This is a genomic window from Streptomyces aculeolatus (genome assembly GCF_020400605.1).
In the GTDB taxonomy this organism is placed as follows: Bacteria; Actinomycetota; Actinomycetes; order Streptomycetales; family Streptomycetaceae; genus Streptomyces; species Streptomyces aculeolatus.
Genome location: NZ_JAINRD010000016.1, coordinates 155,497 through 178,414 on the forward strand (window position 1 = coordinate 155,497; position 22,918 = coordinate 178,414).

At 75.0% G+C, this 22,918-nt stretch carries 18 protein-coding genes; 7 read left to right on the forward strand and 11 right to left on the reverse strand.

All coding sequences use genetic code 11. The annotated features are described in order from the left end of the window. Positions 1-213: 213 nt before the first annotated feature. Positions 214-1,770: an HtaA domain-containing protein gene (locus LG396_RS24725; protein ID WP_225796439.1), complete on the reverse strand. Its 1,557-nt coding sequence runs from the start codon at positions 1,768-1,770 to the stop codon at positions 214-216. A gap of 30 nt (positions 1,771-1,800) precedes the next feature. Then, positions 1,801-3,351 carry an HtaA domain-containing protein gene (locus LG396_RS24730; protein ID WP_225796440.1) on the reverse strand — a complete coding sequence of 517 codons (1,551 nt, stop codon included), beginning with the start codon at positions 3,349-3,351 and terminating at the stop codon, positions 1,801-1,803. A 108-nt stretch (positions 3,352-3,459) separates the two neighbouring features. Between LG396_RS24730 and LG396_RS24735 the strand changes: the two genes are divergently transcribed. From LG396_RS24735 to LG396_RS24745, 3 genes are read left to right on the forward strand one after another with little or no spacing between them, the layout of a single operon-like run. Continuing rightward, a complete protein-coding gene (locus LG396_RS24735; protein ID WP_225796441.1) occupies positions 3,460-4,482 on the forward strand; it encodes a heme/hemin ABC transporter substrate-binding protein in 1,023 nt (340 codons plus the stop codon). Further along, the gene (locus LG396_RS24740) at positions 4,479-5,630 is read left to right on the forward strand and encodes a FecCD family ABC transporter permease (RefSeq protein WP_225796442.1); all 1,152 of its coding nucleotides are present in this window, start codon (positions 4,479-4,481) and stop codon (positions 5,628-5,630) included. The genes LG396_RS24735 and LG396_RS24740 overlap by 4 nt, the downstream gene beginning before the upstream one ends. Next, complete coding sequence (locus tag LG396_RS24745; protein ID WP_225796443.1) at positions 5,627-6,463, forward strand: heme ABC transporter ATP-binding protein; 837 nt, start codon at positions 5,627-5,629, stop codon at positions 6,461-6,463. Before LG396_RS24740 ends, LG396_RS24745 begins: the two co-directional genes overlap by 4 nt. A 10-nt stretch (positions 6,464-6,473) precedes the next feature. On the opposite strand, the gene LG396_RS24750 is transcribed toward LG396_RS24745, so the two are convergent. Then, entirely contained in the window at positions 6,474-6,989 is a 516-nt protein-coding gene (locus LG396_RS24750) for a GNAT family N-acetyltransferase (protein WP_225796444.1), read from the reverse strand. Positions 6,990-7,108: 119 nt separating this feature from the next. On the opposite strand from LG396_RS24750, the gene LG396_RS24755 reads away from it, so the two are divergent. Beyond that, positions 7,109-7,741 (forward strand): YdeI/OmpD-associated family protein, encoded by a 633-nt coding sequence (locus LG396_RS24755; protein ID WP_037754500.1) that lies wholly within the window; start codon positions 7,109-7,111, stop codon positions 7,739-7,741. Positions 7,742-7,822: 81 nt separating this feature from the next. Here LG396_RS24755 and LG396_RS24760 read toward each other — a convergent pair whose 3' ends face one another. The 3 genes from LG396_RS24760 to LG396_RS24770 form a co-directional block, all read right to left on the reverse strand. Further along, positions 7,823-8,632: an SAM-dependent methyltransferase gene (locus LG396_RS24760; RefSeq protein WP_037754503.1), complete on the reverse strand. Its 810-nt coding sequence runs from the start codon at positions 8,630-8,632 to the stop codon at positions 7,823-7,825. Between the two features lie 197 nt (positions 8,633-8,829). Continuing rightward, positions 8,830-9,078 (reverse strand): DUF397 domain-containing protein, encoded by a 249-nt coding sequence (locus LG396_RS24765; RefSeq protein ID WP_225796445.1) that lies wholly within the window; start codon positions 9,076-9,078, stop codon positions 8,830-8,832. Between the two features lie 2 nt (positions 9,079-9,080). Continuing rightward, entirely contained in the window at positions 9,081-9,953 is an 873-nt protein-coding gene (locus LG396_RS24770) for a Sco1979 family transcriptional regulator (RefSeq protein WP_504968343.1), read from the reverse strand. 275 nt (positions 9,954-10,228) lie between these two features. Between LG396_RS24770 and LG396_RS24775 the strand changes: the two genes are divergently transcribed. Next, positions 10,229-10,477: a hypothetical protein gene (locus LG396_RS24775; protein WP_037754508.1), complete on the forward strand. Its 249-nt coding sequence runs from the start codon at positions 10,229-10,231 to the stop codon at positions 10,475-10,477. A gap of 94 nt (positions 10,478-10,571) precedes the next feature. Here LG396_RS24775 and LG396_RS24780 read toward each other — a convergent pair whose 3' ends face one another. From LG396_RS24780 to LG396_RS24790, 3 genes are all read right to left on the reverse strand, one after another. Beyond that, the gene (locus tag LG396_RS24780; RefSeq protein ID WP_225796446.1) at positions 10,572-10,883 is read right to left on the reverse strand and encodes an L-rhamnose mutarotase; all 312 of its coding nucleotides are present in this window, start codon (positions 10,881-10,883) and stop codon (positions 10,572-10,574) included. Then, positions 10,880-11,641, reverse strand: a complete 762-nt coding sequence (locus tag LG396_RS24785; RefSeq protein ID WP_037754512.1) for an SDR family NAD(P)-dependent oxidoreductase — start codon at positions 11,639-11,641, stop codon at positions 10,880-10,882. Before LG396_RS24785 ends, LG396_RS24780 begins: the two co-directional genes overlap by 4 nt. A gap of 181 nt (positions 11,642-11,822) precedes the next feature. Then, positions 11,823-12,398 (reverse strand): TetR/AcrR family transcriptional regulator, encoded by a 576-nt coding sequence (locus LG396_RS24790; protein WP_100301691.1) that lies wholly within the window; start codon positions 12,396-12,398, stop codon positions 11,823-11,825. A gap of 74 nt (positions 12,399-12,472) precedes the next feature. Between LG396_RS24790 and LG396_RS24795 the strand changes: the two genes are divergently transcribed. Further along, positions 12,473-14,311 carry an ABC transporter ATP-binding protein gene (locus LG396_RS24795; RefSeq protein ID WP_225796447.1) on the forward strand — a complete coding sequence of 613 codons (1,839 nt, stop codon included), beginning with the start codon at positions 12,473-12,475 and terminating at the stop codon, positions 14,309-14,311. Here LG396_RS24795 and LG396_RS24800 read toward each other — a convergent pair. Continuing rightward, entirely contained in the window at positions 14,296-17,730 is a 3,435-nt protein-coding gene (locus LG396_RS24800; protein ID WP_225796448.1) for a S8 family serine peptidase, read from the reverse strand. The two genes, LG396_RS24795 and LG396_RS24800, sit on opposite strands and share 16 nt — an antisense overlap. Before the next feature lie 130 nt (positions 17,731-17,860). Here LG396_RS24800 and LG396_RS24805 point away from each other — a divergent pair, with 130 nt between their 5' ends. Further along, positions 17,861-18,877 carry a helix-turn-helix transcriptional regulator gene (locus tag LG396_RS24805; protein ID WP_225796449.1) on the forward strand — a complete coding sequence of 339 codons (1,017 nt, stop codon included), beginning with the start codon at positions 17,861-17,863 and terminating at the stop codon, positions 18,875-18,877. 215 nt (positions 18,878-19,092) lie between these two features. Here LG396_RS24805 and LG396_RS24810 read toward each other — a convergent pair whose 3' ends face one another. Then, a complete protein-coding gene (locus LG396_RS24810) occupies positions 19,093-22,914 on the reverse strand; it encodes a S8 family serine peptidase (protein WP_225796450.1) in 3,822 nt (1,273 codons plus the stop codon). Between the last annotated feature and the right edge of the window lie 4 nt (positions 22,915-22,918).

Sequence of the window (22,918 nt, forward strand, 5' to 3'; positions counted from 1 at the left end):
TCAGCCCGCGTATCCCCGGGCAGATCCGGGTCCCGCGGGCGGGTGCGGAAGGCCCAATGCCGCGTTTCCCGACGAAGGGCATGCGCACCGCACTAAGGGCGCAATTGCACACGGGGAGTGTGTTCTACGCCGCCGGCCCTATTGCCGGCCGGGCGGCTCTGAGCGCCGCGCGCCACGGAAAGGGGGCGCGCGGCGCTCCGTTCGGCCGGCGGGTCAGGTGGTGGGCCGGCGGCGGCGGGTGAGGTAGAGGGTGGCGGCGCCGGCCGCGGTGAGGGCCGCGGCGCCGGCCATCAGGGGGGTGGCGGGGGTGCCGCTGCCGGTGGCGGCGAGGGAGCCGCCGGTGCCGCCCACCGAGGCCGGGGCGCCCGCGGTGGCCGCGGGGCCGCCGGTGGACTGCGTGCCGCCGGAGGCGGGGCCGTCGTCGCCGGGGAGCCCGGCGTTCTCGTCCAGGGTGACGGCGAGGCCGACCGGGTCGAGGGCGGCGCCCGGGTCGTAGAAGCCGCCGAAGGCGCCGGCGCCGGCCTCGGTGAGGGCCGCCGGGATGTCGGTCAGGTGGACGACGTCGTCGGTCGCCGTCAGTTCGGCCGGGTCGAGTTCGAGGTCGGCGACCGCGATGTCGTCGCTCTCGGTGACCTCGCCGCTGTCGCGGTCCTTGGACGAGACGTCCGCGACCAGCGCCGCGCCGTCGCCGTCCGCCCGGACCTTCAGGTCGCTGAACTTCAGGTCCAGCGCGTACGAGCCGTCCTCCTCGTGGGCGAGGAAGCGCACGGTGCCGCCGAACGCCGCGTCGAGCGACGGCGCGTCCGCGTCGAACTCCCCCTGTCCGTCCGGGAAGCGGAAGCCGCCGGACTGCTGGGCGGCGCCGTCCGAGACCTCGATCCTGCCGTGGCCGATCGGGCCCGTGACGTACTCGCGGAAGGACTTCTTCACGCCCCAGTCCAGCCGGCCGTCGACGATCGCCCCGGGGGTCTGCGGCGACGGCCGGTCGGAACCGCCGGTGGTGCCGCCGTCGGTGCCGCCGGTACCGGTGCTGCCGCCGGTCCCCGTCGTGCCGCCCTGGTCCCCGCCGCCGCTGCCGCCCGAGCCGGTCGTTCCGCCCGTGCCGCTGCCGCCCGTCGAGCCGCCGGACGCGGTGCCATCGGTCCCGCCGTCGTCGCCCGCCTGCTTCACGGAGAGCGTCGCCGGGTCGAGCGCGGTGCCTTCCTCGTACATGCCGTTGAACGCCTCCGCCCCCTCCGCGGTCAGCGTGGCCGGGATGTCGGCGAAGGTCATCGCGCCGTCCGCGCCGCCGCCCGGCCGCACGTCGGTGAGGTCGAGGTCGGCGAACTCCACGTCCTGCGCGGTCGCTCCGGCGGCCGTGACGTCGGCGGTGATCGCCCCGGTGGTGGTGTTCTCCGTGGTGAGCTTCACGTCCGCCAGCGTGATGTCGAACCCGTGGCGCGCGGAGGTGAAGCGCACGCTGCCGTCGAAGGACGTGTCGACGGCGTGCGTGGTCCCGTCGTACGTGCCCGTGCCGCCCGTGAACGTGAACGGCCCGTTGTCCGCGGCCTGTTCCGCACCGTCCGCGGCGGTGATCTCGCCGTGCGCGGTGTTCACCACGTACGTGCGCCAGGACTCCTTGACCCCCCAGGTCAGGGTGCCGTCGGTGAGGTCGACGGCCGCGGTCCCGGCCTCCGCGCCGTCGGCCGCGGCGGGCAGGGCCAGGGCGACGGCGCTCAGCGCGGTGGCGGCGGCGATGGCTGCGGTCAGGCGCAGCGGGGTGACGGTCATCTCGTGGATCTCCTTGGACTTCTCGGTGCTTCAGTCGGACGTGCCGGGATTCCCGGCGGCATCGGTGGCTTCGGTGGCTTCGCCTGCTTCGGAGGCGGTCGCGGGGGTGGTCGCGGGCGCGGCGGTACGTGCCCGGCGCCGGCGCATGAGGGTGTGGGCGAGCAGCGCCGCGGCGAGCACGGCCGCCCCGCCCACGCCGAGCGGCACGGCGGGCGACGTGCCCGAAGAGCCCGCCGGCTCCGGGTCTTCCGCGGCGCGCGCCCGGTCCGCCGGCCCGGCCGCCTGCGCGCTCGGGCCCGGGTCGCTGCCAAGGTCGGGGAGGGCGGGGAGGCGGGCGCCGGGGTCCAGCGCCACCGCGACGGACACCGGGTCCATCCCGGTGCCCGCCCCGTACAGGCCGCCGAACGCCCGCGCGCCCTCGGCGGTGAGCTTCGCGGGCGCCTCCGCGACGGCGACGAGGCCGTCCTTCGCCGTCAGCCGCCCGGTCGCGAAGGTGACGAGCGGGACGTCCCCGGACGCGGCGCCGCCGTCGGCGACGTCCGCGACGAGCGTGCCGCTGCCGTCCTCGACGGTCACGGACACGTCGCTCAGCCGCAGGTCCAGGTGCTCGCCGGTGAAGTGCAGGGTGCCGGAGAAGCGGGCCTCCAGCCGCTGCTTCCCCGCGTCGTACGAGCCCTTCGCAGCCCCGAAGCGGAACAGCGCCCCGCCGTCCCGCGCGCCGCCGCCGAGCCGCCAACTCCCCTGCGCGACGGGACCCGTGACGTAGTCGCGGAAGGTGCGGCGCACGCCCCAGTCGACGGCACCGTCGACGATGCCGCCCGCGGCGGCACCATCGCCCTTCTCACCATTCTCGCCGTTCTCGCCGTTCCCGGCGCCGTCCTTCCCGGGCTCCTCCGGCGGCCCGGACGGGTCGCCGTCGGGGGCGGCCGCGCGTACGTCCACCGACAGGCTCACCGGGTCGAGCGCGGTGCCGGCCGGGTAGTAGCCGCCGAAGGCGCGTTCGCCCTCGGCGGTGAGAGTGGCCGGCACGCCGTCGAGGCTCAACGGGCTGCCGCCGCCGCGCATGTCGAGCCCGCCGAGGTCGAGGTCGGCGAGCGCGGTCTGGCCGGAGGTGCTCATCCGGCCCGTCTCGCGGTCCTTCCCGGCGACGTCGGCGTGCAGCGTGCCGCGGCCGTCGGCGATGCGGACGGTGAAGCGGCGCAGGGTCAGGTCGAGGCGGTGGGTGCCGTCCTCCTCGTGCCCGGTGAAGCGCACGCCGCCGCCGAAGGCGGCGGTGAGGGCGCCGGTTTCGGGGTCGTACGAGCCGGTGGCGGAGTGGAAGCGGAATCCGGAGGCGGCGCCGTCGAGCAGCGTCCACTCGCCCTGCGCGATGGGGCCGGTGACGTACGTGAGGAACGACTCCTTGATGCCCCAGTCGAGTCGGCCGCCGTCGACGGTGCGGGCCGCCGCGTGCGCGGGCGGTGCGCCGGCGAGGTCGGTGCCCACGGCAAGAGTGCTGGTGAGCAGCGTGGCCGCGGCGACGGCGACGACGCGCCGGCGCGGCAGCAGGGTGGCGGCCAGGGCACGCAGGCGCCGCAGCATGGATCCCCTCCCGGTCTGGTTTCTTAGGTGAGGCTAACCTAAGCTATCGCCGAGCAGGCCGGAAGCCCCCGGCCGTGCGAGCCCCCTGGAACGCCGAAGGTGGAACCGGTGCCGCGAACTACCCGCATCCCCCGCGCCCTTGCGGCCGCGGCCGCCCTGGCGATCGCCCTGGCCGGCTGCGGCGGCACGTCCGGAGCGGACTCCGGCGACGGCAGCGGCGGCGGTACCGGGAGCGGGGCGCCGGCCGACCGCGTCGAGCCGATCACCGCCGGAGCCGTACCGGAGCTGCCCGCGACCGTGCCGTCCGCCGACGGGCGCGAGGTCACGGTGACGGACGCGGACCGCATCGTCCCGCTCAGCGGCTCGATCTCCGAACTCGTCTTCTCCCTCGGCCTCGGCGACCGCGTCGTCGCCCGCGACGTCACCGCCACCTTCGCGCAGGCGAGCGACCTCCCGGTGGTGACGCAGGCGCACGACGTCTCCGCGGAGAGCGTGCTCTCACTGGAGCCGGACGTGGTGCTGGCCGAGGAGACCACCGGCCCCGCGGAGGCCGTCGACCAGATCCGGGCCGCGGGCGTGCCCCTCGTCGTCCTCGACCCCGCGCAGGATCTCGACGACGTCGGCAGCCGCATCGACGCGGTCGCCGCCGCGCTCGGCGTCGCCGACGAGGGCACGAAGCTGCGCGAACGGACCGCGGAGCGGATCGAGTCGGCCCGCCGCGACATCCCGGCCGGCGGCGGGAAGCCACGGGTGGCGTTCCTGTACGTACGGGGGTCGGCGTCCGTGTACATGCTGGGCGGCGCTCGCTCCGGTGCCGCCTCGCTGATCGAGGCGGCGGGCGGCGTGGACGCCGGGAAGGAGTCCGGTCTCGACAAGGACTTCACACCGATCACGAGCGAGGCGCTGGCGAAGGCGGCCCCGGACGTGCTGCTGGTGATGACGAAGGGGCTGGAGTCGGTGGGCGGGGTCGACGGCCTCGTGCAGCTGCCGGGCGTGGCGCAGACGCCCGCGGCGATGGACCGGCGGATCGCGTCCGTGGACGACGGCGTGCTGCTGAACTACGGGCCGCGCACGGACGCGGTGCTGCGGAGCCTGGTGGCCCAGATCCACGGCCCGGGCGCGGCGGAATGACGTCCTCGGCACAACTCCCGCCGGGCGGCGGCGGGGTCGGGGAGGTGGCGGACGGCCCGCGCCCGTACCGTACGGGCGGCGCCGGCCCGGCGCCGTCGAAGCCCGCCGCGCCCCCGGTCGTACGCGGCCGGGCGGCCCTCCTGACCGCCGCGCTCGCCGTCGCGCTCCTGGCCGCCGCCGTGCTCGCCGCGGGCGTCGGCGCGTACCACATCTCCCCCGGCGACGTGCTCTCCTCCACCGCCCACCGGCTGCACCTCGGCGGCCACGGCCTCGGCCGCGTCGGCGAGAGCGTGCTGTGGAACGTGCGCCTCCCCCGCGTCGTGCTCGCCCTGCTCGTCGGCGCGTCGCTCGGCTGCGCCGGCGCGCTCATGCAGGGCGTGTTCGGCAACCCGCTGGCCGAGCCCGGTGTCATCGGCATCTCGACGGGCGCCGCGGTCGGCGCGGTCGCGGCCATCGCGCTGGGCATCGACGTCTTCGGCAACTGGACGGTCTCGGCCTTCGCGTTCGCCTCCGGGCTCGCGACCGTGCTGCTGGTCTACGCGCTCTCCCGCTCCGGCGGGCGCACGGAGGTCGTCACGCTCATCCTCACGGGCATCGCCGTCAACGCCTTCGCGGGCGCCCTCATCGGCCTGTTCATCTTCTTCGCGGACAACGCGCAGGTCACGCAGATCACCTTCTGGCAGCTCGGCTCGCTCTCCCAGGCGACGTGGCCGAAGGTACTGGCGGTGCTGCCGTGCGCGGCGGCCGGCCTGGTCATCGCGCCCATGTACGCGCGCAAACTGGACCTGCTCGCCCTCGGCGAGCGGCCCGCGCGCCACCTCGGGGTGGACGTGGAGCGGCTGCGGATCGCGCTGGTGCTCGTGGTCGCGCTGCTGACGGCCGCGGCGGTCGCGGTGGCCGGTGTGATCACCTTCGTGGGGCTGCTGGTGCCGCACCTGCTGCGGATGGCGGCGGGCCCGGGGCACCGGTTCCTGGTGCCGGGCAGCGCGCTCGGCGGCGCGCTGGTGCTGGTGGTGGCGGACCTCGCGGCGCGTACCGTCGCGGAGCCGGCGGAGCTGCCGCTAGGCGTGCTGACCGCGCTGGTGGGCAGTCCGTTCTTCTTCTGGCTGCTGCGCAGGACCCGCCGCAGGCAGGGGGGTTGGGCATGATCCGCACGCTGCTCGGCGCCCGCGCGGACCGGCGGCTGCCGGAGCCGCTGCCGGCGGGCGGCACCGCCGCCGAGGCGCGGGGCCTGGTCGTACGGCTCGGGGGCAGGGCGGTGCTCGACGGCGTCGACCTGGCCGCGCGCGCCGGCCGGCTCACGGCCCTCGTCGGGCCGAACGGCGCCGGGAAGTCGACGCTCCTCGCCGCGCTGGCCGGCGACCTCGCGCCGGCGGCCGGCGAGGTGCTGGTCGGCGGCCGGGACATCGCCGCGTGGGCGCCGGCGGAGCTGGCCCTGCGCCGTTCCGTACTGCCGCAGTCCGCCACCCTGGCCTTCCCGTTCCCGGTCGGCGACGTCGTACGGATGGGCCGCGCGCCCTGGTCCGGCACGCCCGCGCAGGACGCGGACGACGAGGCGGTGGCGTGGGCGCTGGCGGTGACGGAGACCGCGGAGTTCGCCGCGCGCCCCTTCGCCGAGCTGTCCGGCGGCGAGCGCGCCCGCGTCGCCCTCGCCCGCGTACTGGCCCAGCGGGCGGGGCTGCTGCTGCTCGACGAGCCGACCGCCGCGCTCGACCTGCGCCACCAGGAGCTGGTGCTGCGGCTGGCCCGGGAGCGCGCCGCCGCGGGCGACGCCGTCGTGGTCGTGCTGCACGACCTGGGCCTCGCGGCGGCGTACGCGGACGAGGTCACCGTGCTGGACGGCGGCCGGGTGGCGGCCTCGGGGCCGCCGGCGGAGGTCTTCGACGGCCCGCTGCTCGGCGACGTCTACCGGCACCCGGTGGACGTCCTCCGCCATCCGCGCACGGACGCGATCCTGGTGGTCCCCCGGCGCGAGCCGTGACCCTCCCGCGTCACCCCCCGGAAGTCCCGCCGCCGGCCAGCGCCTTCGTGTACCGGTGGCAGGGCACCGTCACCGGGCCGTCCCGGCCCTCCGCCCGGTAGTCGAACGGGCCTTCGTCGGCCCAGCCCTGGCGTGCGTAGAACCGGCGCGCCCGCGCGTTGCCCGTCACGACCGCCAGCCACACCCGCCCGTGGCCCTGCTCGGCCACCCGCCGCTCGCCCTCGGCGAGCAGCAGCGCGGCGACGCCCGTGCCGCGGTGCTCCGCGGCGACGAAGAGCTGCTCCACCTCGTCCCCCGCGGCGGTCACGAACCCCGCGATCACACCGCCCGTCTCGGCGACCGCCGTCTGCGGCACCCGCGCCGCCGCCCGGGCGGCGAACGACTCCGGCGTGCGCATCGCCACCAGCTCGTCCGAGACGTGCCCCAGGTGGGCGTCCCGCCACGCGCTCTCCCAGATCCGCGCCACCGCCGCCGCGTCCTCGGGGCGGGCGGGCCGCAGCAGCGGCTTCTCGTCGTGCGTCGTCATGTCCCCCACGCTAGGGCACAGACCCTCACCGCGGGGTACGACATCCGCCCGTGCGGGCCGCGCCGGAGATCGCCGGCGCGACGTACGGTGGCCGTAGCGGCGGCGAAAGGACACGTGACATGGCATCCTCCGGCGACGAGTCCCCCGGGGCCGGCTCCCCCGCCGCGGCGCCCGGCGCGGACTCCCCCGACGGTGCGCCCGTCCGCGCCTTCGCCGATCAGGCCGCGCTGGAGTCCTGGCTCGACGAGCACCACGGCCTGCGGTCGGGGATGTGGCTCAAGGTCGCGAAGAAGGGGTCGGGGATCGCCTCCGTCACCTCGGCCGAGGTCGACGACGCCGTACTGTGCTACGGCTGGATCACCGGCCTGCGCAGGCGGTACGACGACACCCACTACCTGCAGAAGATCACCCCGCGCCGGCCGCGCAGCCAGTGGTCGCGGGTGAACGTGGACCGGGTCGGGGTCCTGACCGCGGCCGGACGGATGCGCGAGCCGGGGCTCGCGGCGGTGCGGGCCGCGCAGGCGGACGGGCGGTGGGAGGCGGCGTACGAGTCGCAGAAGAACGCCGAGGTGCCGCCCGACCTCGCGGAGGCGCTCGCGGGCAGCCCGCGGGCGGCGGCGTTCTTCGACGGGCTCGGCAGGACGGACCGCTACGGGGTCATCCTGCGGCTGCTGCGGGCGCGGACGGCGGAGAACCGGGCGGCGCAGCTGGCGCGGGCGGTGGAGGCGCTGGAGGCCGGGCGGCGCCCGTAGCGCGGCGGCAGACGGCGCTACGGGCACGGCACGGCGAACGGCGGCGGGAGTGCGGCCGCGGCGCGAACGGCCGGGCCGGGGTCAGGACTTGTGCGCGACGCCGCCGAAGACGTCGGTGGGCTCCGGGTCGGTGCCGGGCTCGGGCCGCCACCGGGGGCAGGAGACTATCCCGGGCTCGATCAGCTCCAGACCGTCGTAGTACGCGCTGATCTCGTCGGGCGTGCGCAGGACGTACGGGATGGCTCCGGTGTCGTCGTAGCCCTGCTGGGCCTCCTGGAGCGCCTGGTCGGTCGCCGTGCTGTCGTAGTGCACGAAGTAGCTGCCGGAGGGCAGCGCTGCCTGCAGGCGGCGCACGATGGACTTGGCCTCTTCGTAGTCCTGGATGTGGCCGAGGATCCCCATCAGCATCAGGGCCACGGGGCGGTCGAAGTCGAGCGTTTCGCGCGCCTGTTCCAGGATCGACTCGGGCTTGTGCAGGTCAGCGTCGACATAGGTGGTCACCCCCTCGCGGGTGCTGGTCAGCAGTGCCTGGGCGTGCCGCAGGACTAACGGGTCGTTGTCGACGTAGACGATGCGCGACTCCGGCGCCAGCCGCTGGGCGACCTGGTGGGTGTTGTCGTACGTCGGCAGGCCGGTGCCGATGTCCAGGAACTGGCGGATGCCGGCCTCGCCCGCCACGTGGGTCACGGTGCGGATCAGGTAGTCGCGCGACGCCCGGGCCATCGTCTCGATGTTCGGGGCGATCTGCCGGTACTCGTCACCGGCCTGCCGGTCGACCGCGTAGTTGTCCTTCCCGCCCATCCAGTAGTTCCAGATCCGCGCCGAGTGCGGCACGGAAGTGTCGATCTTGGAGAGCGCCCCCTCGGCGGGGGTGGACTGGCCTTCTGCCATCGGGTATCTCCTGCCCTGCGGCGCGCGTCATTGCCGCCGCCTAACGTACTGTCACTTCGCGGTCGTGCGAGGGGTGTTCCGCCGGTTCCGCGGGAGCGGATCGGGGCGGACGGCGAGCGTACGCACGGCGTTTCGCGCGCGACTGCCCGCGGCCGCCCGCGGTCCGCGCCCGCGGCCGGCGTGTGCCGGGCCGGTCGTCAGTCGACGAGGTAGTCGGCCTGGCCGTTCTTGGCGCCCTCCAGGAAGGCGACCATCTCTTCACGGGTGTAGACGAGGGCCGGGCCGGTCGGGTCGGTGGACTGGCGCAGCGCGATGCTGCCGTCGGGCAGGCGCTTGGCCTCCACGCAGCTGCCGCCGTTGGTGCCGCTCCAGGGCTTCTGCCAGCCCTCGGTGCCGAGTTCGGTTGCCGGGATGCCGCTGCGGAAGTTCGGGGGGTCGGCTCGCATGGTCAGTCGTACTCCTTACGCATCTCCACCAGGCGTGACCTGGTCCGGTCCACCGGATCGGCCTGGACGGCCATCCGGTCGAGTGTCTCCAGATACCCGACGACGTCCTCCGGCTGGTCCACGTAGACGGCGCCGGTGAGGTTCTCCGTGTAGACGATGTCGGGCAGTTCGGTGAAGCCGAAGCGGAAGTAGTGGAACGGGCCGAACGCGCCCGGGTGCGGCCCGGCCGAGAACGGCATGATCTGCAGCTTCACGTTCGGCTGCTCGATGGCTTCGATCAGCCGGTCTATCTGGGCCCGCATCACCTCCCGCCCGCCGACGGGCCGGCGCAGCACCGACTCCTCCAGCACGGCCCACATCGCGGGCGCCCTGGCCGAGTTCAGCAGGTCCGCGCGGGTCGTCCGGAGCGTCACACGCCGCTCGAGGGCGTCGTCGGGCTCGTTGGGGAAACCGATACGGAAGAGCGTGCGGGCGTAGTCCGCGGTCTGCAGCAGGCCGGGGACGTAGTGCGGCTCGTAGATGCGGATGACGGTGGCGTCGGTCTCCAGGCTCACATACGCCCGGAACCAGTCGGGAAGGACGTTGCGGTACTTGTACCACCACCCTGGCTGGTTGGCCTCCTTGGCCATCCTGAGGAAGTCGTCGGTCTCGGCGCCGGAGACGCCGTAGGTGCGCAGCAGCTCCCGCACGTACGGGATGCGCAGGCCGACTTCCGCCTTCTCCATCCGCCGCACCGTCAACGGCGTGACGTCGATGGCCTCCGCGGCCTGGTCGAAGCTCACCTTCGCCTGCTCCCGCAGGTGCCGCAGCCGTTTGCCCAGAACCATGCGCAGCACGGTCGGGGCGCTGCCGCCACCCGAGCGGGTTTCGCTCACTTCCTGACCTCCCGGCACGGCTGCTACCCCGGGAGTGTGTCACGGACGGCATGAGGCTGACAGGGGTGTCCGCGCACATTCTGAAATTATCAGGGCGATGCTTGCGGACTGTTGTTGTCGGCCGCCATAGTGAGGGGACTGCCGACCATGCCGACCGCGCTCACGCCCCCACCGCGGTCCGGCCGCACGGCAGTTGGCGACTCCGGGACCCGTCGGCCGACCACCGCCGGGAGGGGGCAATCCTCGACCGCGTACGAAACTCCGAGGAGCGCATCGTGAGCAGCAGACTGGGCCTCGGCCTGGGGCACGAACGCCATCCGTTGCTGGGCAAGCTGGTGCTGGACCGGACCTCCGGCCGCACAGGCGTGCTCCGCGCCATCTGCCCCGAGCCCGAGGCCCACCGGGTGTGGTCGACACCCGTACTGCGCCAGGTGGCGGGTCCCCGGATGGCCTGGCTGGTCCCGGTGGGCGGCGGGGTGGAGTGGACGACGACCCCGGACGCCATCGAGGAGGCGACCGTCTGAGGGCGGGCCGGGCGGGCCGGTGCAAGCTGCGTACGACGGACTCAGCCGCGCCGTTCGGCGCGGCTGAGGCTTGTCTCCCGGGTGGCGCGGGGGCTCAGAGTTCCCAGACGACGGGGAGGCCTGCGCTGCTGCCCTCGTCGGTGTAGTCGTGCACCACGTCCAGGAGTTCGGCCATGCGGGCCTGCCAGGCGACGTTCACCGGGAGGTGCTCCAGCTCGGCCAGCAGGCGGGCGTAGTTGTCGCACTCGATGACGTGGAAGAGGTCGGTGCCGCTGCGCCAGATGGTCCAGGAGGTGGCGCCGGCCGCGCGGATGGCCGTCACCAGTTCCCCGGGGACCTCGCGGTGGGCGGCCTCGTACTCCTCGATGCGGTCGGCGCGGACCTTCGTGCGCAGGGCGATCCTCATCGGCCCGGCTCCGGGGCGCGCAGGCGCAGGCCCTGCATGCCGCCGTCGACGGCCAGCGCCGTGCCGGTGACGGAGGCGGCGGCGGGACTGGCGAGGTAGGCGATGGCCGCGGCGACCTCGTCGGCGGTGACGAGCCGGCCCATCGGCTGGCGGGCCTGGAGCGCGGCGCGCTCCGCGGCCGGGTCGGGGGCCTTCTCCAGGAGGCGGGCGACCCACGGGGTGTCCGCGGTACCGGGGTTCACGCAGTTGACGCGGATGCCCTCGCGTACGTGGTCCGCGGCCATCGCCAGCGTCAGCGACTGCACTGCGCCCTTGGTGGCGGAGTACAGCGCCCGCTGCGGCAGGCCGGCGGTGGCGGCGATGGAGCAGGTGTTGACGATCGCGGGGTGCGCGGAGCGGCGCAGGTGGCGCAGTGCGGCGCGGGTGGTGCGGACGACGCCCAGGAGGTTGACGTCCAGCACGCGGTGCCACTCGGCGTCGTCGTTGTCCTCGACGGTGCCGGCGGCGCCGATGCCGGCGTTGTTGACCAGGACGTCGATGCCGCGCAGCGCGCCGGCCGCGTCGCTGACGGCGGCGACCACGGAGGCGTCGTCGGAGACGTCCGCCCGGTAGCCGCGCAGGGGTTGGGGTACGTCGTCGGGGTTGAGGTCGAGGACAGCGACCAGGGCGCCGCGCTCGGCCAGCAGTCGCGCGGCGGCCAGTCCGATCCCCGAAGCCCCGCCGGTCACCACGGCCTTGAGCCCGTCGAAGTCCTTCATCCTGAGATGGCCTCCTGTCATCCGATGATTTCCCCGGCGGGCGCGAACCCGTCAGGCGCGGCACGCCTGAGCACGTAGCACGATCAGCATATTTACCAGATCGGATGACGCCTGCGACACCCCGCCGGGGAAGATTCAGATGCCCTCCGACCACATTGGTCGGATCTCTGACCCTGCCGAGTTACGTCGGTACGCCCACGGACTTCCGCAGCGTGTACAGGCACAGGCTGAGCGCGTTGTGCTTGGTGTCCCCGCCGCGGTTGCGCTGCCAGGCGACGTACAGCAGCGACCAGAGCACCTGGACGATCCAGTCGGTGTCCAGCCGGCCGTCCAGCGTGCCCTCCTCCCGGCCGCGGTCGACGAGCCGCGCCAGCGCCAGGTCGGCCTCCGTGTCCTCCTCCCAGCTCGCCCAGTTCCAGGTCGCGGCCATCGACTCGTCGAAGATGATCGCGAGGCTCTCGCCCAGCTCGAAGTACTCCTGGCAGACGCGCTCCAGCGCGGTGAGCGCGGGGCCGTCGTCGGGCCGGGCGCGGTCGGTCGCGGCGCCGATCTTCTCGAGGACGTCCACGCCGATGGCATCGACCAGGTCGGAGCGCTCGGCGAAGTAGCGGTGCACCGTCGTGCGCCCGACGCCCGCGGCCGCCGCCACGTCGGCCAGCGAGGCCGTCGGGTTCTGGGCGAGCACGGCGGTGCCGGCGTCGAGGATGGCGCGCCGGGTCCGCGCCCGGGCGCCGGTGCTGCTCACTGCGGTGTCCATGCCCATACCGTACCGCCACCCCCAGAATGGAACTTGCTTGACGAGAATGGAACAGCGATGTTCTACTGCCGGGCATGAGTGTTCCGGAAAGCGTGCGCATCCTCTGGTCGTTCGCCAGGCCCCACCGGCGGGTGCTGGCCCTCGGCCTGCTGCTGGCGCTGGCCGGCTCCGCCCTCGGCCTCGCGTCCCCGATGGTGACGAAGTGGGTGCTGGACTCCCTGGCCGGCGACGCCTCGCTCACCGGCCCCGTCGTCACGCTCCTGGTGCTGATGGTCGTCGGCGCCGTCCTGGGGCACCGGCAGTGGGTCATCCTCGGCGCGGTCGGCGAGCGGGTGGTGCTGGACGCGCGCGAGTCGATGGTGCGCCGCTTCTTCCGTGCCACGGTGCCGGGCGTGACCGCGCGGCCGCCGGGCGAGCTGGTCTCCCGGGCCGTCTCCGACACGACCCTGCTGCACGCCTCCGCCTCGGGCGCCGTCGTCGGCCTGGTCAACGCCGTGGTCATGCTGGTCGGCACGCTGGCGATGATGGCCGTGCTCGACCTGGTGCTGCTCGCGACCACGGTCGCGTCGGTGATCCTCGTCGTCGTCCTCTTCGCCACGCTGATGCCCGCCATCGCGCGGGCGCAGGAGCAGGCGCAGGAGCACGTGGGCCGGCTCGGCGGCCGGCTCGAAGGGGCCCTGCGCGCGGTGCGTACGGTCAAGGCCAGCGGCGCCGAGGAGCGCCAGGCCGACCGGATAGCCCAGGACGCCCGCTCCGCCGCCGACCACGGCCTGAAGGCGGTCCGGCTGGAGGCCGCGGTCTGGGTGATCGCATGGACGGGCATCGAGCTGGCGATCATCCTCGTGCTCGGCATCGGCGCGTGGCGCGTGGACGCCGGGACGCTGGAGGTCTCCGGGCTGATCGCCTTCCTGCTCTACGCGTTCGGTCTGATGGGGCCGGTGACCGAGCTGAGCGAGCACACCTCGGAGCTGCAGTCGGGGATCGCCGCGGCCAAGCGCATCCGCGCGATCGAGGAGCTGGCCACCGAGGAGGGGTCAGCGAGTGCGGCGGCCGGGCAGGGCGGCGGGCGGACCGACGGCCGGGCGCGCACCGGGGCCGGCGGGGCCGTGCTCGAACTGCGGGGCGTCACCGCCGGGTACGGACCGGGCCGCGAGCCCGCGGTGCGCGGCATCGACCTCGCCGTCCCGCGCCGCGGGCACACGGCCATCGTGGGCCCGTCCGGCGCCGGCAAGACGACGCTCCTGTCGCTGGTCCTGCGCTTCCTGGAGCCCCAGGAGGGCGAACTGGCGCTCGACGGGCGGCCGTACGAAGAGCTGCGCCACCCCGACATCCGCGCCCGGATGGCGTACGTGGAGCAGGACACCCCGGTCGTCCCCGGCACCATCAGGGACAACCTGCTGTTCTCCCGCCCGGACGCCGGCGAGGAGGACCTGCGCCGGGTGCTGCGCGACGTGCGGCTCGCCGAGAAGGTCGACGGCCTCGACGACGGGCTGGACACCGAGCTGTCCTCGGCCGCCGTCTCCGGCGGCGAGCGCCAGCGCATCGCGCTGGCCCGCGCGCTGCTGCGCGAGCCCGACGTGCTGCTGCTGGACGAGGCCACCGCCCAGCTCGACGCGCTCACCGAGGCAGCGGTGCACGAGTGCATACGCGCCCGGGCGCGGGCCGGCGCCGTCGTCACCATCGCCCACCGGCTGTCGACGGTGATCGACGCGGACACCATCGTGGTGATGGAGGCCGGCCGGATCCGCGCCCGCGGCACGCACGGGGAACTACTGGCCGCCGACGCGCTCTACCGCGACCTGGTGGAGGCCCTGCGCATCGCCTCGGCGGGGTCGGGGGCCGCTGCGCCCGCCGGTCACGCAGCGGCCCCCGCCACCGTCGCCGCCCCCGGTGCGCCTCAGCGCACCGGGTAGGCGTCGACGATGGTCTGGTCGACGGTCCGGCCTTCGGCGGCCGAGCCCGCGACCCGTACGGAGACGGAGTCACCCGCGCGCAGCCGCACCCCGGGGGCGACGGCCTTCACGGATCCGTCCGGCATGGGCACGGCCAGCATGCGGTGCCAGCGCCCGCCGGCGTCCGTGGACACCCACAGCCGCAGCGTGCCCTTCTCCTTGCGCCAGTCGCCCGGGGTCTCCGAGGACACCAGCCGGGCCTCCAGCACCAGCGGCACGCCTGCGCGCAGCGAGCCGTCGTCGCGCGTCGGCGGCCGGTGGTCGACGGTGAGCAGCCGCGGATGGGTGGCCGACCTGCCGGGCTCCGGCCCCTGGGAGGGGAACGTCCAACTGGTCCGCGTCCTGCTGCCGATCGGCAGCCGCGAGGTGTCCGGGTTCGCGGTGTGCTCCAGGCGGAAGGCCGCCGGCTCCGGCGGTACGTCGAAGTACGAGCTGCCGGGCGCGCGCGCCTGCACCTCGGTGCCGTTGCGGTACAGCCGCAGGGTCTCGTCGCCGAACGCGCCGTCGGTCGGCTCCTGCCCGCTGTGCTCGCCGTCGCTGAGGTCGGCGGGTACGGACAGGCTGCTGCCGTAGTGGTTGCCGGCGACCACCGCCGGTGCCACGCCGCGGAACCACGCGGGCGAGCGGCGCTCCCCCTGCTCGTACGACGTCATCCTGTCGCACAGCGAGATCTGCGCCGGCGGCGCGGTCACGCAGTGGCTCCAGCGCACCTCGGGCCCCGCGGTGACCAGTTCGGTCCTGCGCTGCGGCACGTCCAGCGGCTCGCTCATGGCGTACGAGGCGTGGATCCGGTCGGTGTAGGTGAAGCGGGTCTCGACGTACCGGTCGGGGCGGCCGTGCAGCGAGCGGTAGTCGGGCGTCAGCCGGGCGAGGCGCCGGGCCTCGGCGCGGGAGACGTCGTAGACCGGCGGGTCGGCGACCTCCTCGCCGCCGAGGACGAGTTCGTACAGGTCCGCCTGCCGGCCGCGCGCGGGGCCCGTGGCCTCCAGCCGCCAGCGGGTCTCGAACGCCACGGTGCCGCTGTCGACCGGGCCGGTCGGCTGGAGGAACACCCGCCCGTCGGCGACCTCCTCGCCGTCGGCGTAGATGCCGTCGCCGATGCCCGAGCCCTTCGCGGCGTCGCCGCGCTGGTAGTGGATGGAGACGTGCCCGACCTCGGTCTCCTCCCCCGCGACCTGCGCGGGGCGCAGCTGCTTCGCCTTGCGGGCGTCGATGGTGTACTCCATGTCGCCGTCGAGCACGACCTCGGGCGAGCCGGCGAACGCCACCGTGGCCGGGGAGCCGTCCCGCGCCGGTGTCTCCACCTTCGCCATCACGCTGAGCGGGCCGGGCAGCAGGCGGGCCGTGCCCCGGCCGTTCCCGTCGAGCTGCACGGCCTGGGAGCCGCCGCCGGTCACCGGGCGGTACTCCTTCATGTTGGCCAGCCACACGGTGCCGCCGGCCCAGGGCTCGCCGTTCCGGTCGAGCACGGTCAGCCGGATGTCGTACCGGGGCGGTTCGAGGTAGGCGTTGAACGGGAGGGTGACGGTGTCGTGGCCCGCGCGCCCGACCACGACCCCGCCGGCGTAGACGCGCGGCTGCGCCGCCGCGGGGGTGAGGGTGGCCGTGATCGTCCGCTTCTCGCCCGGCGCCACGGTGACCCGCGCGGGGCTGAGGGTCAGCAGGTCGTCGGGGGCCTCGTCGCCGTACACGTCGCGGGCGTTGTCGGAGAGGTCCAGCTCCTCGGGCTCGGTGCCGTTGTTGGTGACGGCGAACTCGACCGTGCGCGGCTCGGTGCTCTCGGGGTAGCGCAGGTAGCCGAAGTCGACGTTGCCGCGGTCGAATTCGAGGGTGTCGGAGACGGCGCCGGGCAGGTCGAGCACGCCCGCGCCGGCGTACTGCGACTGGGTCTTGTCCGCCTCCCCGTCCGCGGTGGTCATGAGCGCGGTCTTCACCCGCTCCCAGCTCCAGTCGGGGTGCTTCTCCAGCAGCACCGCGGCGGCCCCGGCGACCTGCGGCGCGGCCTGCGAGGTGCCCTCCATCACCGTGTACGGATCGGCCGTGCCGCCGCCGGAGCGGGCGCCGGCGATCTCGCGGCCGGGCGCGATCAGGTCGGGCTTGGCGCGGAAGGTGCCGGAAGTCGGCCCGACGCTGGAGAAGTGCGCGGTCTTGCCGGTGCGGACCGCGGCGCCGACGGTCAGCGCGCTGTCCGCGATGCCGGGCGACTGGATGGAGCCGCCGAACGGGCCCGCGTTGCCGGCCGCGGCGACGAAGAGGGTGCCGGTGTCGGCCGTGAGCCGGTCCAGGGCGAGGGCGACCGGGTCGTCGCCCTTCCCCGGCTGCGCGCCGAGGCTGAGGTTCGCGACCTCCGCGCCCTGCTCGGTGGCCCACTCCATGCCCGCGATGACCCAGGACTGCTGCCCCCGGCCCGCGTCGTCCAGCACCCGGGCGTTGAGCAGCCGGGCGCCGTGGGCGACGCCGCGGCGGGCGCCGTCCGCCGCGGCGCCGGTGCCGGCGACGAGGGAGGCGACGTGGGTGCCGTGGCCGTTGGGGTCGCCGGTGGTGCCGCTGCCGGTGAAGTCCGCGGCGGCGGCGACCTGGCCGTGCAGGTCGGGGTGGTCGGTGTCGATACCGGAGTCGAGCACGGCGACGTCGACGCCGGCGCCGCTCAGGCCGCTCTCCCAGACCTCGGGAGCGCCGATCATGCCGAGGTTCCAGTCGAGTTCGGCGGCCCGTACCTCGCGGTCGAGCCACACCTTCGTCACCCCGGCCGCGGCCCGGGGCCCGGCGGGGGCGGCCAGCCGCTCGGCGAAGCCGGCGGCGGCGTCCTTGGGCAGTTCGACGGCGGTGGCGTCGACGCTGGGCAGCCTGCGCGCGCCGGCCGCCGCGTCGAGGGCGGCCAGCGGGCGCGGGCCGCGGACGATCAGCGGGAGGGTGTCGGTGGCCGCGTCGTCGTAGTCCATCGCGGCGAGCGCGGTGACGTTGAACAGCTCGACGTCCAGGACCCGGGGCACCAGTCCCGCCACCGCGTCGGGGACGACGTACACGTCGCCGCCCTCGTGCAGGGTCGTGAACGAAGGCTTTGCGCCGGAGCCTTCGGGGGGCGCCACGGAGACGGTGGGGCGGCCGCCGGCGGCGGGGCCGAGGGTGACGGTGTCGCCCGTCACGAGGGTGACCTCGGTGCCGGGCCGGGCCCCGGCGGCGGGGCCGTCGTCCGGGCCGGACGGGGCGGCCTGCGGGGCCCCCGGGGCGGTTGAGGTTGCGGTGGCGAATGCCGCCGGGTGTGACACTGGCGATTCCGGCAGCGCTGTGGCTAGAGAGGGCACGGAGGCCAGCAACGAGGCGAGGCAGCCGAGCACGGCGGCGCGGACGGGCAGATGACGCCGGGGCGAACGATGCATGACTCGGGTTGTAACCCGCCCGTCCGGCGCCTAGGAAGCGGTTTCCGTTGGCGACTTGTCGCCATGTCGGCCATTGGCCAGACAGGGTGCAGGGGCGGCGGAGGCCCGTGGGGAAGGAGCGTGAGAGACGGTGCTGGAGCCGGCAGGCGTCGAACCGACGGAGGAACGGGTGTACCGGCTGCTGGTCGGGCTGCACGGCGCGGACGCGGAGTCCGTGGCCGGGGAGCTGGGCCTCGACCGGCGGCGGGCGGAGTCACTGCTGACGTCGCTGCGGGAGAAGGGACTTGTCAGCGGCCCGGAGCAACGCGCCGACGGCTCCGGGCACTTCGTGCCCGTGGCGCCGGACGTGGCGCTCGGGCCGCGGCTGCTGCGCGGGCAGGAGGCCCTGGAGCGGGCCAGGCGCGGGGTGACGGAGCTGGCCGAGGAGTTCCGGGCGGGCGGGCGGCGCCGCGACGCGCGGCAGCTCGTCGAGGTCGTCACCGGCGTGGCGGCGATCCGGCAGCAGATACGCGACCTCGCCTACGGCGCGCGGAGGGAGGTGCTGGCGCTGTGCAAGGCGGGCCACGTGGCGATGCCCTCGGAGGACAACGACGAGGAGTTCGAGATGCTCGCCAAGGGCGTGCGCTACCGCGTGATCTACGAGCGCGCGCTGCTGGAGGAGCCCGGGATGCTGGGCAACGTCGCCCTCGGCGTGCGCGCGGGCGAGGCGGCGCGGGCGGCGAGCGCGCTCCCGGTGCGGCTGATGATCGCGGACGGGGCGCTGGCGCTGTGCCCGCTGGTGCCGAACGCGGACAGCAGGTTCGGCGAGCCGACGGTCGCGGTGGTACGCAGCAGCGCCCTGCTGGACGCGCTGATCGCCCTCTTCGAGAGCCAGTGGGCGGCGGCGTCGCCGCTGCACGTCACCGGGGCGGGCGAGCTGGCCGGCCTCGGCGACGGTGCGGGGCCGCCGGGGCCGGCGCTGGCGGAGGACGAGCGCTATCTCCTGTCGCTGGTGGTGGCGGGACTCGCGGACAAGGCGATCGCCACCCAGCTCGGCATCAGCCAGCGCACGGTGCAGCGCCGGCTGCGGGACATGATGGGCCGGGTGGGTGCGGACACCCGGGCGCAGTTGGTGTGGCAGGCCGCCCGCCGCGACTGGCTGCCGTGACGGCGGCGGGGAAGGCCGCGGGGAGGACCGCAGGGGAGATCGCGGACGGCTGAGCGCCGGCCCGTGTCCGTACGGAGGACGCACGTGCGCGTGCGCCCTCGGAACACGCGTGCCCGTACGGCACCGGCGCCCCGCCCCGGGGTGTCCCCGGCAGGGCGCGGGGCACCCGCACCGGTGCGGCCGGATCGCTCCGGCCGCACCGGTGGCGGGCGGTGTCACTTCAGCGCGTAGGCCCGCTTCACCGTCTGCTCGACGCGGTTGCCGGCGTCGTCCCACGCCTTCACCCGCAGCGAGACGAAGCCGCCGTCGTCACCCACCGGGGGGTGCAGCAGCCAGAGGCGGTAGCTCCCGTCCCACCAGGGCATCGCCACGGCCTTCTTCCAGGTGGTGCCGTCATCGAGGGACGTGGAGACCTCCATCCCCTTGATGCGCCGCCCGTCGAGGCCGTCCTGGTGCCGCGCCGTGATGCCGATCGGCACGAGCCGCCCGCCGGGCGCCGCGCCGCGCGCGTCGGTCGGCACGTCGTAGTCCAGCTGCAGCAGCGGCAGGAGGTCCTGCTCGTCCGCCGCCGGGCGCTCGGCCGCGAACGACCAGCTGGTGCGCGAGCTGACGCCCGTGCGCCACTCGGGGGTGGTCCGGTCGACCGCGAGGTCGAGGCGGTACGTCCCCTTCCCGGCGCCGCCCGCGGGGAACGCGCCCCACGCCGTGCGGCCTTCGGCCAGCTTCTCGCCGTCGCGGTACAGCACCGCGGACGACTTGTCCGCCGGCGCGCTCCACTCGCCGCCGTCCAGGCGGCTGTAGTGCCCTTCCTCGGAGTCGGCGAACTCCGGGATGCGGATGGTGAGCTGGTCGCCCTCGCGGTACGAGGTCAGCCCCGCCACGCCGCGCGGGATCGCGGGCCGCACCACGGGCGCGAACCAGGTCTCCTCGACCCGCTCGCCCGCACGGTAGCTGCGGGCCTCCTGGATCATGCCGCCGGCCAGCGGGTTCATGGTGTCCTGGGTGTAGCGGTGGTGGACGTTGTGGCGCCAGATCGTGTCACCGGCGCTCACGTACTCGGTGCGCTTGTGCGGGGTGGGCACGTGCCGCTGGTACTGGTTGATCGCGGTGCCCATCCACGGCCGCCAGCCGAAGCGCTGCTCCTTCGTCCAGGGGTTGCCGCCGCTGTCGCGGTAACCCGTCTGGACGGTGGCGGTGTTCGAGCCGGTCACCCGGTGCACCACGCGCTCGGGCACCTGCTGCTTCGCCACCTGCATCACGTCGTACATGTACGGGCTGGAGGGCGTGCCGCGCAGTTCGACCGTCGCCCGGCCCTCCGCGAGCACCGCGCGCAGCTCCTGGCCGACGTCGTGGCGGACCATCGCGCCCACCGCGGGCAGCCGGTCGCCGCCGGGCCGCCAGACGCTCCAGCCGGCCGAGCCCTCCGAGGAGATGACGATGACGTGGCGCGCGCCGGCGGCCGCGGCGCGGCGCACGGCGTCCTCGTCCTGCGGGCTGTCGCCGTCGACCAGCACGGCGGCCCGGGACAGGTCGGCGCCGTCGCCGGCGAGGGCCGCGAAGTCGGCCTCCGTGCCCGCCCCGGCGTCGACCAGCGGCAGCCGCAGGGTGCCGTCCACGGCCGGGGAGCGGCCCATCAGCCGCACGGCCTCGATGTCGGCGCGGCGCTGCGACCCGGTGCCGCGGACGGTGCCCGTCAGCATCGGGGCCTCCAGCTGCCAGCGGGAGGAGACCTCGAAGACGCCGTCGCGGGCCTTGTCGGTCGGCGTCACGTAGAGCTTGCGGCCGTCGACGCTGAACTCCATGTGCCCGTGGGAGATGCTGCGGCTGCCGAACTCGCGGTGGCTGTAGAAGCTCATGACGGCTTCCTGCACGGCGGGCTTCGGCGTCTCGATCTCGACCTCGTTGGCCTCGCGTGCGTCGAGGACGACCTCCAGGTCGCGGTCCACCTTCAGCTGCGGGTCGACGATGAGGCTGTCGACGCTGCCGCCCGGGATCTTGTCGGAGATCACCGCGTGCAGGAAGTAGTCGCCCTCCGGCACCTCGACCGTCAGCGACTTGCCCGCGGGGATGTACTTGACGACGTCGTAGCGGTCGTCCTCGCCGAAGAGCGTGACGGGGTTGACGAAGGCGGGCTCCCCGGCGCGGTCGATGCCGCGCAGGGTGACGGTGCGCGTGGGCGCCTCGCGGACCGCGCCGATGGTGGTGTGGGCGACGGTGTCGCCGGTGGTGGCGGTGACGTACCCGCCGTAGCGGCCGGGGCGCAGCCCCGCCGGGTCGAGGGTGACGGGGACGGTCGCGGTGCCGCCCGCGGCTATCTCGACGGTGTCGCCGTCGGGCAGGCCCACGGCGTCGGCCGGGACCGGCTCGCCGCTCGCGGCGCGCAGGGAGGCGTCGAGCCGCAGGCTCACGGGCGCGTCGGAGGCGTTGGTGTACGTGATCTCGCGGCGTACCGGCTCGCCGCCCTCGTCGACGCCGCCGAAGCCGAGGGTGCCGGTGGCGTACACCTGCTGGGCGTCGGCGCGCGCGGCGTCCACGCGCCCGCCGCCCTGCTCGTAGACCGTCAGGTCGTCGTGCCGCTTCGCGGTGCTGACCAGGGCGTCCTTGAGCTGCTGCGCGGTCCAGTCGGGGTGGCGCTGGGCGATCAGCGCGGCGGCGCCGGCGACGTGCGGCGCGGCCATGGAGGTGCCGGAGGCGGCGGTGTAGAGGTCGTCCACGGGCGTGCCCATGGCGGTGCCGGCCGCGCGGGCGGCGACGATGTCGACGCCGGGCGCGGTGATGTCGGGCTTGACTGCGAGGTCGCCGACGCGCGGGCCGCGGCTGGAGAAGCCGGCCAGTGACTCGTCGCGGTCGACGGCGCCCACGGTGAGCGCGGCGTCCGCGGCGCCGGGCGAGCCGACGGTGGCGGAACCCGGGCCGCTGTTGCCGGCCGAGGCGACGAAGAGCGTGCCGGTCTCGGCGGTCAGCCGGTTCAGGCCGAGGCTCAGCGCGTCGGTGCCGTCGGTGGGCGCGTCGGTGCCGAGGCTCATGTTGACCACGTCGGCGCCGGCGCCGGCGGCCCACTCCATGCCGGCGAGCACCTGCGACTCGGAGCCGAAGCCGTCGTCGCCGAGCACCTTGCCGACCAGCAGCCGGGCGCCGGGGGCGACGCCCTTGCGGGAGCCGCCGGAGCCGGCGCCGGTGCCGGCGACGGTGGCCGCGACGTGCGTGCCGTGGCCGAAGGCGTCGCCGGTGGTGGGGCTGTCGGAGAAGTTGCGGGCCTCGTCGACCTTGCCCGCCAGGTCCGGGTGTGCTGCGTCGACGCCGGTGTCGAGCACGGCGACGGTGACGCCCTTGCCGTCGGTGCCGCGCTGCCAGACCTCGGGGGCGCCGATCTGCGCCACGCTGCGGTCGAGCGAGGCGCTGACCTTGCGGTCCAGCCAGATCCGCGCGATGCCGCCGGCGAGCTTCGGCTCGGCCGCCGTCCTGGCGTTCTCGCGGTCGTCGTCGACGGCCTCCCAGAAGCGGCCGGCCTTGTCCTTCCCGGCCTCGACGGCGCGGGCGTTCAGGCTCGGCAGCGCGGCGCCCGCCCGCACTCCGGGCAGCTCCGCGGCGTCGGCGGTGCGGGCGCCCTTCGCGAACGACACGATCAGGGGGATCCGCTTGCTGTGCCCGTCGCCGAAGCCCTGCTCGACCAGTTCGCTGATGTTGAACAGGTCGCGGTCCAGGGCGCCGGTGCCGACGAACGGCATCGCGTCGGAGGGGATGACGTGCAGGTCGCCGTCGATCTCCAGCTGCTCGAAGCCGCCGGCCGCGCTGCCGCCGTCGGCACCGCCGTCCCGTGGCGTCACGGTGGCGGCCTGCCGGCCGTCGGGGAAGCGCTCGAGCCGTACGCGATCGCCCGTGACGAGCGTGACGACGCTGAGCGAGGAGCCGGCCGCCCGGTCCGTGACCGCCGTGCCGCCGGGTGAGGCGGTTGCGTGGGTCGCGGATGGCGCCAGCGTGACCAGGAGCGCGCCCGCGGTGGCGAGCGCCGGCAGCTTTACTCGTCTTAGATGCACAGGC